Source organism: Alicyclobacillus vulcanalis, from assembly GCF_900156755.1.
Classification (GTDB): Bacteria; Bacillota; Bacilli; order Alicyclobacillales; family Alicyclobacillaceae; genus Alicyclobacillus; species Alicyclobacillus vulcanalis.
In genome coordinates, this window is the sequence record NZ_FTOO01000001.1 from 383,083 (window position 1) to 395,810 (window position 12,728).

12 protein-coding genes and 1 riboswitch are annotated in these 12,728 nt (G+C 64.7%); of the genes, 8 read left to right on the forward strand and 4 right to left on the reverse strand.

Annotation, left to right across the window (positions count from 1 at the left end; translation table 11 throughout):
- Nucleotides 1-9 precede the first annotated feature (9 nt).
- On the forward strand, nt 10-1,176 hold the full coding sequence (locus tag BW934_RS01885) for a glycerate kinase (RefSeq protein ID WP_076344706.1): 1,167 nt from the start codon (nt 10-12) through the stop codon (nt 1,174-1,176).
- A gap of 172 nt (nt 1,177-1,348) precedes the next feature.
- Here BW934_RS01885 and BW934_RS01890 read toward each other — a convergent pair whose 3' ends face one another.
- On the reverse strand, nt 1,349-1,948 hold the full coding sequence (locus BW934_RS01890) for a hypothetical protein (protein ID WP_076344473.1): 600 nt from the start codon (nt 1,946-1,948) through the stop codon (nt 1,349-1,351).
- A 45-nt stretch (nt 1,949-1,993) separates the two neighbouring features.
- Nucleotides 1,994-2,082: riboswitch (cyclic di-GMP riboswitch) on the reverse strand.
- A 270-nt stretch (nt 2,083-2,352) separates the two neighbouring features.
- Between BW934_RS01890 and BW934_RS01895 the strand changes: the two genes are divergently transcribed.
- The 4 genes from BW934_RS01895 to BW934_RS01910 all read left to right on the forward strand — a co-directional run bounded on the left by BW934_RS01895 (nt 2,353) and on the right by BW934_RS01910 (nt 6,002).
- Nucleotides 2,353-3,342 carry a sugar kinase gene (locus BW934_RS01895; protein ID WP_076344475.1) on the forward strand — a complete coding sequence of 330 codons (990 nt, stop codon included), beginning with the start codon at nt 2,353-2,355 and terminating at the stop codon, nt 3,340-3,342.
- Complete coding sequence (locus tag BW934_RS01900; protein WP_076344477.1) at nt 3,339-3,965, forward strand: bifunctional 4-hydroxy-2-oxoglutarate aldolase/2-dehydro-3-deoxy-phosphogluconate aldolase; 627 nt, start codon at nt 3,339-3,341, stop codon at nt 3,963-3,965. The genes BW934_RS01895 and BW934_RS01900 overlap by 4 nt, the downstream gene beginning before the upstream one ends.
- A 14-nt stretch (nt 3,966-3,979) precedes the next feature.
- On the forward strand, nt 3,980-5,035 hold the full coding sequence (locus BW934_RS01905) for a mannonate dehydratase (protein WP_076344479.1): 1,056 nt from the start codon (nt 3,980-3,982) through the stop codon (nt 5,033-5,035).
- A 169-nt stretch (nt 5,036-5,204) separates the two neighbouring features.
- Nucleotides 5,205-6,002: a 3'(2'),5'-bisphosphate nucleotidase CysQ gene (locus tag BW934_RS01910; protein ID WP_076344708.1), complete on the forward strand. Its 798-nt coding sequence runs from the start codon at nt 5,205-5,207 to the stop codon at nt 6,000-6,002.
- Here the strand turns inward: BW934_RS01910 and BW934_RS01915 are convergent.
- The 3 genes from BW934_RS01915 to BW934_RS01925 all read right to left on the reverse strand — a co-directional run bounded on the left by BW934_RS01915 (nt 5,999) and on the right by BW934_RS01925 (nt 7,812).
- On the reverse strand, nt 5,999-6,778 hold the full coding sequence (locus BW934_RS01915) for a YdcF family protein (RefSeq protein WP_076344481.1): 780 nt from the start codon (nt 6,776-6,778) through the stop codon (nt 5,999-6,001). The genes BW934_RS01910 and BW934_RS01915 overlap by 4 nt on opposite strands.
- A gap of 8 nt (nt 6,779-6,786) precedes the next feature.
- Nucleotides 6,787-7,248: a peptide-methionine (R)-S-oxide reductase MsrB gene (gene msrB, locus BW934_RS01920; protein WP_076344483.1), complete on the reverse strand. Its 462-nt coding sequence runs from the start codon at nt 7,246-7,248 to the stop codon at nt 6,787-6,789.
- A gap of 72 nt (nt 7,249-7,320) precedes the next feature.
- Nucleotides 7,321-7,812: a helical membrane plugin domain-containing protein gene (locus BW934_RS01925; RefSeq protein WP_076344485.1), complete on the reverse strand. Its 492-nt coding sequence runs from the start codon at nt 7,810-7,812 to the stop codon at nt 7,321-7,323.
- A 179-nt stretch (nt 7,813-7,991) separates the two neighbouring features.
- On the opposite strand from BW934_RS01925, the gene BW934_RS01930 reads away from it, so the two are divergent.
- The 3 genes from BW934_RS01930 to BW934_RS01940 all read left to right on the forward strand — a co-directional run bounded on the left by BW934_RS01930 (nt 7,992) and on the right by BW934_RS01940 (nt 12,625).
- Nucleotides 7,992-8,816 (forward strand): helix-turn-helix transcriptional regulator, encoded by an 825-nt coding sequence (locus tag BW934_RS01930; protein ID WP_076344487.1) that lies wholly within the window; start codon nt 7,992-7,994, stop codon nt 8,814-8,816.
- Between the two features lie 215 nt (nt 8,817-9,031).
- Nucleotides 9,032-10,792 carry an ABC transporter ATP-binding protein gene (locus tag BW934_RS01935; protein WP_234969486.1) on the forward strand — a complete coding sequence of 587 codons (1,761 nt, stop codon included), beginning with the start codon at nt 9,032-9,034 and terminating at the stop codon, nt 10,790-10,792.
- The gene (locus BW934_RS01940) at nt 10,793-12,625 is read left to right on the forward strand and encodes an ABC transporter ATP-binding protein (protein ID WP_076344491.1); all 1,833 of its coding nucleotides are present in this window, start codon (nt 10,793-10,795) and stop codon (nt 12,623-12,625) included.
- Nucleotides 12,626-12,728 lie beyond the last annotated feature (103 nt).

Genomic DNA, 12,728 nt, shown 5'->3' on the forward strand with positions numbered 1-12,728 from the left:
AGACCGAGTATGGCGCGAAATGCTGTGCGCCTCCTCGTCGCCCCCGACTCCTTCAAGGGTTCGCTCACCGCGGACGAAGCGGCCCGGGCCATGGCGGAAGGCGCGCGCCGCGCCTGCCCCTCAGCCCATGTGACGCTCCTGCCCGTCGCCGACGGAGGCGAAGGAACGCTGGACGCCATCGCGGCTTCCACCGGCGCGCGGGCGGTGTGGGTAGAGGTGACGAGCTCGGGGGGCCATCGCAAGAAGGCATACTTCTTGGCGCTCCCCGATGGCACCGCCGTGATCGAGTGCGCGCAGGCCGTGGGCCTGCCGGAGGCGATGGCCTCAGGGCAGGACGTGTGGCACCGCGCGACATGGGGCGTCGGCGAGATGATTCGCCATGCGCTCGATCTCGGCCATCGGCGGATCGCCGTGACGCTCGGGGGGTCGGGGACGAACGACGCGGGGCTGGGCATGCTCTCGGCGCTGGGCGTTCAACTTGTGGACGATGCGGGCGAGCCGGTGCCGCCTGTGCCTGCGGCCATGCACCGCATCGCGCGCGCCGATGTCGCGGGGCTCGACGCCCGCCTGCGCGGTGTGGAGCTTCTCGCGGTGTGCGACGTGGAAAATCCGCTCTGCGGGCCGCAAGGGGCCACGCGCGTCTTCGGCCCGCAAAAAGGCGTCGATGCGGCAGATGTGGAGCGCCTTGATGGCGAGATCGCCCGCGTGGCGGAGATCTGTGAGAGGGCCATGGGCCGGCTTGCAGCCTCGCTCGCCGGCGCCGGGGCCGCGGGTGGGCTCGGCTTCGCGCTGTACCTGCTTGGCGCCCGTCGCCTCTCGGGCATCGATTTCGTGCTCGACGCCACGCAGTTTGACGAGCATGTTCGCAGTGCCGATCTCGTCCTGACGGGGGAGGGCCGCACGGACGAGCAGACAGCTTACGGCAAAGCGGTCGCAGGTGTCGCGCGGCGCGCACAGTCGCACGGGGTGCCCGTCTTCTGCATCTCAGGCTCCATCGGTCCTGGCGCCGAGGCGTTGTATGACCAAGGCGTGACCGCACTTTTCTCGATCACGCCGGGACCCATGGACCTTGGCGAGGCGCTGGCCAACGCCCCGCTTTTGCTTCGCTCGGCGGTGGAAAACGCGATGCGGGCGTGGCGCGCCGGGCGCGAAGGGTGGGTCCGTTCGAACGAATGAGCGCGACGCGCGAAGGAATCGAGCGGACACCGCGTCGTCTGGAACGGTGTTCCACCCGCCGAAACGTCGCGATGCCCCAGGCACGAACCGTGGGGCATCGCAGAGGCTATCCAGATGAGGAACAGCGCCGGGCCGCGCTTGGCGTCCGCCCGGCGCGCAGGACCAAGGCTGCTTAACCGGTTGTCGTGTCGTTGGTTCCCGTATCGCTCGTGGTGTTGTTGGAGGCCGCGTTGCCGACCGCTTGATTCGTCGTGTTGCCGACCGGCGAACCTGTGCTGTTCGTGGTGCCGTTCCCGGTCGAATTGCCTGGGGTCGACCCGCCGCCCGAGGAACCGCTTGGCGCGGTGGCGGCAAGCTTGGCCCATTGGGTTTGAAGATCTGTCAGCGCCTGTTGCACCTGCTGTTCGTACGCCGTGAGCGCAGCGGAAATGGCAGATGGGTTGCCCTTGGCACGCTCAAGCGATCGCTCGAGCTCACTGTGTGCGCGGGCCATCTTTTGGTCCGCCTGAGCGACCAGCCGACGCACGGCCGCATTCCAGACGCCAGGTGCGTTGTGCTCGTCGCCCGCCTTGGGGCCGAGTGGCCCGTGCCCTTGGGCGTGCGCTGCGGCCGATCCGGCCTCCGCTTTGCCCTCTGCGCCGGCGACGGGTGCGGGACCGTGTGGGCCCGCCTTCGCGCCATGCACCTCGGCGTACACCACCGAACTCAATGACGCGGCCGCAAGTGCCGCAATTCCGAGCGACAGCATCGACTTCCGGGTCCATCTCTTCATCGCTTCTCATCCTCCACCTTGCTTGAAGTAGGCTGGAGGCTTGGGCCAGGCAGCTGGCTGGCACGATGCGCGATGGCCATCGAGCCCCTGTAGCTTTGCGTCCTCCGCTTGCGCGAAGTTTGCCTTTGTCCAGCCTTCAACAAGATTCTTCGGATGTGGACCTCTGGGTGTGAGGGTGGAGGTCGTGATCGGAGGCGATGCCTGGAGACGATGCGGTTCGCCATTTTGTGCAAATCCCGCCGCAAGCGCTGCGCGAGCCGCACACGCCGTTTTCGTGTTACAATGTCCTCGCGGGCGATGCCGCCCTGATTTTTTCACATGTTCTAACACACAAGTATACAAGAATGGGCGCGGGCCGTGAGCACAACGACCCTGGTGCGCGGCCTTTCCCAAGGAGGGTGAAGATGACAGAGCATCAAGCAGCGACGGGCCGCGTGCTCACCTTCGGTGAGCCACTCGTGGTGTGCGTGCCGGAGCGGCCAGGCAAGCTGTCCCGCGTTCGGCGCTTCCACACGGGTTGCGCTGGCGCGGAACTCAACACGGCCATCGGACTCGCAAGGCTCGGCGTCCCTGTGGCCTACCTGGCGAAAGTCGGCGACGATCCTTTCGGCGAGCAGATTCGCCGGACGTTGCGCGAAGAAGGCGTGGCGGACGAGCTCATTTCGGCGTCGCACCGCACACAGACTGGGATTTATTTTAAGCAATGGTCCAGCTTCGACGGTCGCACCGAAGTCTTCTACTATCGCAGCGGCTCACCCATGGCGCTTGAAGGCTTTCCGACCGATCCGGCCGAGGAAGCGCTTCGGGCGGGCGACATCGCGTGGGTGCATGGAACCGGCATCACCTGGATGATCGGCGAGGCGGCGCGGCGTGCCAGCGACGTTTTGGTGGAGGCTGCGAATCAGGCGGGCGCCGCGGTGTCCTTCGACATCAACGTGCGCCTCAAGCTCGCGCCGGAAGATGCTTGGCGGGAACTCCTCGAACACATGGCACCGAAGGCGACCTGGTTGTTTCTCGGCGACAGCGAGGCGGATTTGCTTCTGGGCACTTCGCGCGGCGAAGAGGTCCTGAGCGCGGTTCAGGCACTCGGATTTCGCGGAAGGGGCGTGATCGTCAAGCGAGGCGGGGAAGGCGCGGAGTGGCTGTCGGATGACGGCGTCTTGCAGGTGCCGGCCTGGTCCGTGTCCAACGTCGTCGACACGGTCGGGGCCGGGGACGGGTTCAACGCTGGGTTTATCGCAGGTCAAATGAAGGGCTGGAGCGTGCCCGAGTCGCTGCGGCTGGGGGCGCTGGTCGGCGCGTGTGCGGTCACGGCCGAGGGAGACTACGATGGCTATCCGACGTGGCGCGAGGCCATGTCGTATCTGGAAGGCCAGGGAGGCGTGGAGCGATGAACGTCGTATCGATGCTTGAGGAAGAGAAAGTTGTGGCGGTTCTGCGGCGCCTGCCGTCGGACACGTTTCTCGACGTGGTGCGCGCGCTTTTAGACGGCGGAGTGCGGGCCATCGAGGTCACGATGGACGCGCCGGACGGTGCGGAGCTCATTCAGAGGGCGCGCGCGGCGCTTGGCGATCGCGTCCTGCTCGGCGCGGGCACGGTGTTCACGCGCGAGCAGATGCGCGCGGCGAAGGAGGCGGGCGCATCGTTTTTCGTCTCGCCGCACCTGGATGTGGACCTTTTGGCGGCGGCCGAAGCGTGGGGCGTGCCGATGGTGCCCGGCGTCCTCACGCCGAGCGAGATCGCCGCGGCGCTTCGGCACGGTGCTCAGGCCGTGAAGATTTTCCCCGGCAGCCTCGTCGGTCCGTCGTACTTGCGCGATCTTCGCGGGCCCTTCAAGGACCTGAAGGCCATGGTGACGGGCGGCGTCGGCGAGGAGAACGCGCGCGCCTTCCTCGACGCAGGCGCGGTGGCGGTGGGCGTCGGCAGTTCGCTGTTTCCCAAATCCGACATCGAAGCGCGGGACTTTGCCTCGATCGCCAAACGGGCGGAGCGCCTCGTGCGCCTCGTGCGCGGCTGAGAGGGGGGCTTTGGGTGCAACTCTCGTTTCGCTGGTATGGACCTGACGATCCCGTCAAGCTCGAGCAGATTCGCCAAATCCCAGGGTGCGTCGGCATCGTGTCCGCGCTCTATCACGTGCCGCCAGGGGACGTCTGGCCCGAGGACGAAATTCGGGCGCTCGTCGAGACCGTCGAGGCGCGCGGCTTCCGCCTGACGGTGGTCGAGAGCGTGCCGGTGCACGAGGACATCAAGCTCGGGCGCCCGACGCGCGACAAGTACATCGAGGCGTATCAAGAGACGCTTCGGCGGCTGGCGAAGGCCGGGATCGACACGGTCTGTTACAACTTCATGCCGCTCTTCGACTGGATGCGCACCTCGCTCGCCTATCCTCTGCCGGACGGTTCCAACGCGCTTGCCTACTTCCACGATCAGGTGGACGAAGAGGCGCTCCTTTCGGGGCGCGTGAAGCTGCCCGTGTGGAACATCGAGGAGGACGGCGACAAGCTGCGCCGCCTGCGGGACGAGTACCGCGATCGCGGCGACGAGGGCTTGTGGGACAGCCTCGCCTACTTCCTGCGCGCCGTGGCGCCCGTGGCGGAGGAGGTGGGCATTCGCCTCGCCATTCACCCGGACGATCCGCCCTGGCCCGTCGTCGGCATTCCGCGGATCATCGGGCGGCACGCCTCGTTTTTGCGCATGTTTGAGCTGTGTGACTCGCCCGCCAACGGCGTCTGCTTCTGCTCCGGATCGCTCGGCGCGTCGGCCGAGAACGACCTGCCCGCCATTCTGCGCGATCTCGGCGAGCGCAATCGGCTGCACTTCGTACACCTGCGCAACGTCAAGCGCGTGGGCGACAAGTCGTTCTATGAATCGGGCCACCTTTCGCGCGACGGGTCCGTGGACATGGCGCAACTCGTGGCCATTCTCGCGCGGCTCAACTACCAAGGGCCCGCCCGGCCCGATCACGGCCGCATGATCTGGGGCGGGACGGGCATCCCTGGGTACGGCCTGTACGACCGCGCGCTCGGCCTCACGTACCTGAACGGGCTCTGGGAGGCGTCCCGCGCGTTCCTTACGGGTCGCGCCTGAGCCCGCGCCTGAGCCCGCGCGACGCGTTCGTCGAGCGGGGCCTTGAGCCTGGCGGTGCGTGTTCCCACGGGCCGCGCCTGAGCCCGGCGTCCCCCTGCTTTACACCGCCTGTATAATGGAAGGCGGATGTGGAATTGGGCACATGGAGCTTCACGAGTCGGAGGGGCGCATGGACAAAACGTGGCTGAATGGCCTGGCGGCCATCGTGCAGGAGGCCGGGCGGTTGGTGGAAGACATCGCCCGGCAGGGCTTTGATACGCAGTTCAAGAATCCCGAGGCGAGGCGAGACCCGGTCACCACGGCCGATCTCGCCTGCGACGCGTTCCTCAAGGAGCGCCTCCTCCATTTGCTTCCCGAGGCGGGCTGGTTGTCCGAAGAGACGAAGGATCGGCCGGATCGCCTGGGCAAGCGGTGGGTCTGGATTGTCGACCCCATCGACGGCACGCGGGAGTTCGTCCGCCGCATACCGGAGTACGCCGTCTCCGTGGCGCTCGCGCAAGACGGCGAGCCACGGGCCGGTGTTCTGGTGAATCCTGCCACGGGCGACGTGTTTTACGGTGCGGTTGGCCTGGGCGCGTGGCGAAATGGAACGCCGATGGCGTGTTCCCGCGCTCGCGGCGAGCGGCTCACCATTCTCGGCAGCCGATCGGAGATCAACCGGGGCGAGTTTGAGCCGTTTGCCGACGTCCTGGATGTGCGCGCGGTCGGGTCCATCGCCTACAAGTTGGCGCTTGTCGCGGCCGGGGAAGCCGATGGGACCTTCAGCCTCGGCCCGAAGCACGAGTGGGACATCGCGGCGGGCGTCGCCCTCGTTTTGGCCGCTGGCGGGCGCGTGCACGACGGCGCTTCGCGGCCGTTTCGCTTCAACCAGCCGGACACCCTCACGCACGGCATCGTCGCCGCGACGCCCGAGGCCTATGGCGATCTCGCCTCTCTCTTGCGGCGCCACGCGCCGAAGCGAGGTTAGCCGTGGAGGTGTAGGCGCGCGGCGAGGAGGCCGAGATCTTCGTGCAATGCGGTACAGCTCTCGTCGAGGCCGGCCTGCGTGGGCAGCCACGCGTAGCCCGGGGACGCCGCGATGCGGTTGGCCACGTAGCCGACAGGATAGGGGACGACGGAGATGTCTTCGCGCCTGAAGTCCATCACCGCGCGCGCCATCTGATAGGCCGACGTGACGAGGATGGGGTGCGCACGATGCAGGCGGCGGAGAAGGAGCGCGGTGTGTTCGGCGTTCTCCTCCGTGGTCCGGCTGGTCGGATCGACGTACAGATCGCGGAGGGGGACGCCGAGTAAGGCGAGATCGCGCGCGGCAATGTAGGCGAAAGCGTACGATCTCCCGCCCGCTTGCACAAGGGGACCGCCTGACAGGATGATGGGCAAGTGCAGTGTTCTGTACAGGGCCAGAGCGGCAAGCACGCGCTCGGCCGAATCGCCGTAGAGCGCCCCCGTGGTCTGCGTGGGGTCGGCGAAATCGGGCGTGTCGGCGGAAAAACCCGCGCCGAGGACGACGATCGCGTCGCCCTTGGGATGCGCGGCGGGCGCGTACAAGCGTTCGAGAGGGGCGAGGAGCGCGTTGCCCACGGCGGTGGTGCACAGGGCCGCAAAGGAGAGCGCGACGGCGGCCAACGCGACGGCAAATCCGCGGTGACGGCGGGCGAGGAGCATGGCAAGGAGAAGGGAGAGACCGGCGAAGAGGCCCGGCGGAAGCGCGAGGCTCTCGAATAGCTTCACCATCAACAGCATGCGCGCCGTCAGGCCTCGTCGTCCTCAAACAGCTTCAGATACTCGCCGTACCCCTCTTTTTCGAGGTCCTTCTTCGGGATGAACCGCAGCGCCGCCGAATTGATGCAGTAGCGAAGGCCGCCCTTGTCGGCGGGGCCGTCCGGAAAGACGTGACCCAGATGGGAGTCCGCGTCCCGGCTGCGGACTTCGGTGCGGATCATGCCGTGGCTCAGGTCCAACCGCTCCACCAGGGCGTCCTCAGCAATGGGCTTGGTGAAGCTCGGCCAGCCGCAGCCCGAGTCAAACTTGTCCCGAGAGGAAAAGAGCGGTTCTCCTGAGACGATGTCGACGTACAGGCCTTCCTCGTGGTGGTTCCAATATTCGTTGCGAAAAGGCGGTTCGGTCGCGTTTTCCTGGGTGACGGCGTACTGAAGCGGGGTGAGGCGTTTTCGCAGCTCATCTTCCGTCCACTTGCGCTGAGATTCGCTCATGAGCGTCCCTCCCTGTCGTGTGGCGGGGCGATCGCGCCATCGGGGAAAGGCGCGATCGCGACGAGACCAGGCTCAGTGGTGGCCGTGAGACTCGTCCTTGCTGAGCTCCTCGAGCATCGCGGAGACGATGCGGAGATTCTTCTGCACCACGGGCTCCTTCAAGAGCTTCAGCAGGCTGAACACGCTGAACGTGGTCGTATCGTGCTCGGCGCGCTCTTTCGCCACCTTGTATGCGTCCAACAGTTTTTTGGCGGGGCCCACCGCGGGCTCTGCCATCTGCTTGGCGAGTTGGCCAAATCCTTCGAGCGAGTCGCCGTCGGTGATGACGTCCTCGACGGCCTGGGACACGCGGCTCACGAGGTACACCAACTTTGCCAGTTGAGGAAGGTGTTCGACGATGGCCGTCAGGCTTTCCAGCGTGCGCTCGTCCGCCGTCAGCGCCTCCACCAGCTTGGCGATGTGCGGCAAGCGCTCGAGGACGTTGTTCAACGAGCGTTGAACCGACGGATCCAGCAGAATGTCGGACACATCCAGCGTCTCTTGCATCTGTTGCGTTTCACTCACGACGCATGAGCCTCCTTGCGCCTTGCACCTTAGAACGGCGTGCTTGGTTGTGATTGTCTGGGATTCTCGATTCCACTGCTCAGTATAGTGGACGCGAGGCCCGATGTCTAACAGAGAATCGAATGAAGCAGCCGAGGTCGCGTGCGGCACCGGGCCTCGGAGTGGGAGTGAATGGGTCCATGTCAGGGGAGCATCGCGAGAGTCGGGGGGCCGCGGCCTGGGTTCTCGGCGCAGGATTCGCGGAGCACGACACACCGTTTGTTCAGAACGTGCAACAGGGTCTCGATTGCTATCTCTTTCGCCTGCAGCTCGACGGGCACGCTGTCGTCACGACCTCCGGCGCGTCTATGGTGGTCGAAGCAGGGGACCTGCTCCTCTTTCCCGCCGGAGAACCCTACGAACTGCGCATTGAACCGGACGACGGCGATCGCCCTGGTGAGCATCTGTCGACCGATCTCTATCTGTTCTGCGGCGGACCGTGGATCGAACAGTGGTGGCGGGATCGCCCAAGAAAGCGCCACCTTCGCCTCGCACTGCACGAAAACTGCGTGTATCTGTGGCGACAGCTCATCGAGGAGCACAGGCGGCCTGGGAAACCCGATGAGGAGCTCTGCGACTATTTGCTGCGGGCGCTTTGCCTGACGTTTGACAAGTACGGCTACGATCCGAAGCGCGCCACACCCGTTCCCATCGCGGCCGAGCGCATACGGGCCTATATTGAGCGCCACGCGGCCGAGGATCTGTCCCTGTCGGACATCGCAGCGGCTGTCGGTCTGTCCGTCTCGCGCGTCGTGCACATCTTCAAGGAGGCGTACGGCCAGACCGTCGTGCAGTACCTGCAGAGCGTGCGGCTCCAGATGGCGTGCGACCGGATGCGATTCAGCACCCTGAACCTTGAGGAAATCGCGGACCGCTGCGGCTTTCATTCCTATTCCTATTTCTACCGTGTATTTCGCCAGAAGTACGGCATCTCGCCTCGCGAGTTCCGGCAGCGTGCCACCTGACGCGCGTTGGAGAGGGGAACGCCCCATCGGACGGGCGCGCTATCGTTGTCGCCATGTGTTCGTTCTGGTCTTCATCGGCCGTTTTGCCGCGCCAGCCACATGCGGAAGGAGATGACCAAATCCGGCATCCCGTTTTCGCACACGGTGTGCTTCAATGTCTGGCGTGCGACTTACCCGGCTGTGGCCGCGAAAAGGGGAGACCAGGCTTGACAGGCGTGTATCGACGATTATCTCGCTTTTATCGGCCGTACCTGCCGCTTTTGTGGGTGAGCTTCGGCTTTCTGATTTGCACGGCGCTTCTGCAGCTCGCCTATCCTTATCTGCTCAAGGCCATCGTCAACCGCGTGATTCTCGGCCATCAAGAGAAACTGCTTTTGCCGCTCGCATCCGCCATCCTCGCGGCATCCCTGGTCAAGGGCGTCTGCACCTTCACCCAGGCGTATCTCGCGCAGGTGTTTGGGGCGCGCACCGCGTTCGATCTGCGCAACGAGCTGTACCGGACGCTCAACCACCTGCCGTTTCGATACTACGACGAAATTCACACGGGCGATCTCATGTCTCGCCTCACGGCCGATCTCGACGCGTTCCGCATGTTTTTTGCGTTCGGCATCAACAACCTGATCAACTTGTTTTTGACCATCGTCTTCAGCATCGGCATGATGCTCACGCTCGACGTCCGGCTTGCGCTGCTTTTGTCCATCGTCATTCCGGTGCTCGCCGCGACCGCCATCCGCTTTGACAAGCGGATGGGCCCCGTCTTCCTGACCATCCGCCAGACGCTCGGCAAGTTGAATTCCGGGGTCCAGGAGACCTTGATGGGCGTGCGGACCGTCAAGTCCTTCGCCCGCGAAGCCCACGAAATCGACAAGTTCCGCCAACGCAACCAAGCCTACTACGACGCCAACATTCGCGCGACGCGGCTGTGGCGGTCGTTTTTCCCGTTCATTGAGCTGACTGGCAACCTCGGCGTCGTGCTCATCCTTCTCGTCGGCGGTTGGCTCGTGATCTCCGGCCACATGAATCTCGGCGATCTCGTCGCCTTTCTGTCCCTCATCTGGTACATGATCTGGCCCATGTCCCAGCTCGGCTTCTTCCTGAACAACTGGACCCAGGCGACAGCTGCCGGCCAGCGGCTGCTCGAGATCCTCGACGAACAAGACGATCTCGACGATTCCCGCGAACAACGGGACGGACCCGTGCAAGGTCTGGTCGAGTTTCGCAACGTCAGCGTAAAACTCGGCGGCGAGTACGTGCTGAAAGACATCACGTTCACCGCGAGGCCCGGTCAAACCATTGGAATTGTGGGCCTGACGGGAAGTGGTAAGTCCACGCTCGTGTCCCTCATCCCGCGCTTCCGCGACGTCGACGAAGGCGAGGTGCGCGTGGACGGCGTTGACGTCCGGGAGTGGAAGCGCGAGTCGCTCAGGCGTCAGGTGGGCTTCGTCTTTCAGGAGGCGTTTCTCTTTTCCACGACGCTCTTCGCCAACATCGCCTACGGGCGCCCGGACGCAGAGTTGCAAGCGGTGCAAGAAGCGGCCGAGATCGCCGACGCAGACGAGTTCATCGAGCGCCTGCCTGACGGCTACCTCACGCTCGTCGGGGAGCGGGGGCTTGGCCTCTCCGGCGGCCAGCGCCAGCGGGTCTCCATCGCTCGCGCGCTCGTGCCGGAACCGAGCATTCTCATCCTCGACGACGCAACCAGCGCCGTCGACATGGAGACGGAGGAGGCCATTCAAAGGCGCCTCGCGGCTCGGGCAGGGAGCGCCACGACGTTTCTCATCGCGCAGCGGTTGAACGCCGTCAAGGGCGCCGATGAAATCCTCGTCCTCGACGGCGGCCGCATCGTCGAGCGCGGCCGGCATCAGGAGTTGCTCGATCGCGGCGGGCTGTACCGCCAGATTTACGACATGCAGTTTCGCGATCTCGAGGCGCTTCGCCACATCGCGGACCCCTGCATGGCGGAAGGAGAGCGTTAAATGGCACGGCAATCGGCTTTTCGCAGCGGTGAAGAGGGGCTTTTGCGCGCGCCGTTCATTTATCGGGACGATGAGGCGCTCGAGAAAAAGCTGCAGCTTTCGCTCATCCTCCGCCTCGCGTCGTACATGCGGCCGTATCCCCGCCTCATCGCGTTTGCTCTTCTTGCGACAGGCGGAAACCTTGTCGTCACCCTGCTCGCGCCCTACCTCGTCGGGCGTGCCGTGGACGCGCTCGTCGGGCGGGGGCATGCGCACGTCTTGCTCGGCTACGCCGCGGCCCTCGTGGCGCTATACCTCATGAATTTTCTGGCGTCCTTTTTCCGGATTGACCTGACGAATCGGCTCGGCCAACGGGTGATTCAGCGGCTGCGCGACGAGCTGTTCGTCCATGTACAGGGACTGTCGGCCGACTTCTTCGACGCGCGCCCAGCGGGCTCCATCTTGGTGCGCATCCTCAACGACGTCAACTCGCTCCAGGACTTGTTTACCAACGGCGTCATCAACTCCATCACCAACGTCTTCACGCTCATCGGCATCATCGCCATCATGTTTTCGCTCAACTGGCAACTCGCGACGGTCACCCTGGTCGTCGTGCCGTTCATGTTCATGCTCTCGCTGCGCCTGACCGTTCAAATCCGCCGGGCTTGGCAGCAGGTCCGCCTGCGTCTGAGCCGCTTGAACGCCCACCTGGCGGAGGCCATTCAAGGGATGCGGGTCACGACGGCGTACGTTCGAGCGGATGAGAACCAGCGGTTTTTCGAGGAGATGAACCGCGATTATATGCGCACGTTTCTGCGCGCGCAGCGATTCAGTATCCCGTTCGGACCGCTGGTGGATCTCACGGGCGCTCTGGGCTCCGCGCTTCTCTTTTGGTATGGGGTTCACCTCGTGCACACCGGGGTCGTCACGGTGGGGCTGCTCGTCGCTTTCGCCAACTACCTAGGAAGCTTCTGGACACCCATCAGCCAGCTCGGGCAGCTGTACAATCAGATCCTTGTCGCCATGGCTTCTTCGGAGCGGATTTTTCAGTACCTGGATACGCGCCCGACCGTCGCCGATCAGGGCGTCGTGCGCGAACTCCCGCCCGTTCGCGGGCACGTGGAGTTCCGGCACGTGACGTTCGCCTATCAGGCGGATCGGCCTGCCATTGAAGACATCTCGTTCGTCGCCCGCCCCGGCGAGACCATCGCGCTCGTGGGCCACACGGGCGCCGGCAAGTCGACGGTCGTCAACCTGCTCGCCCGATTCTACGATCCGACCTCCGGCGAGATCCGAATCGACGGACACGATCTCCGCTCCGTGTCCCTCGCCAGCGTGCGCCGCCAGATGGGCATGGTCCTGCAGGACACGTTCTTGTTTTCCGGCACGCTCATGGACAACATTCGTTACGGCCGGCCCGACGCCACGGACGAGGAGGTCATCGCGGCGGCGAAAGCCGTGTACGCCGACGAATTTATTCGACGGTTTCCAGACGGGTATTTCACGGAGGTGCAGGAGCGCGGCGCCCGCCTGTCTCAAGGCCAGCGCCAGCTCATCTCGTTTGCGCGCGCCATCTTGGCAGATCCCAGGATTCTGATTCTCGACGAAGCCACCGCGAGCATCGATACCTACACGGAGCACCTGATTCAACGCGCCCTCCGCGTGCTGCTCGAAGGGCGGACCTCTTTTGTGGTGGCACACCGCCTTTCGACCATCCGCGAGTCGGATCAGATCCTCGTCTTTGACGGCGGCCGCATTGTCGAACGCGGGCGCCACGACGATCTCATGCGCCGCCGCGGTTTCTACTACAAACTCGTGCAAGCGCAGTACCGCAGTATGATGAGCGAAGGATGAGGGGCGATTTCTTTTCTTTAACGGATTGAACATTGTATACTGTCGTTGGCCCGGCGAGACAGGCCGGGCTTTCTACATGAGATGAAGGACTTATCCATCCGCT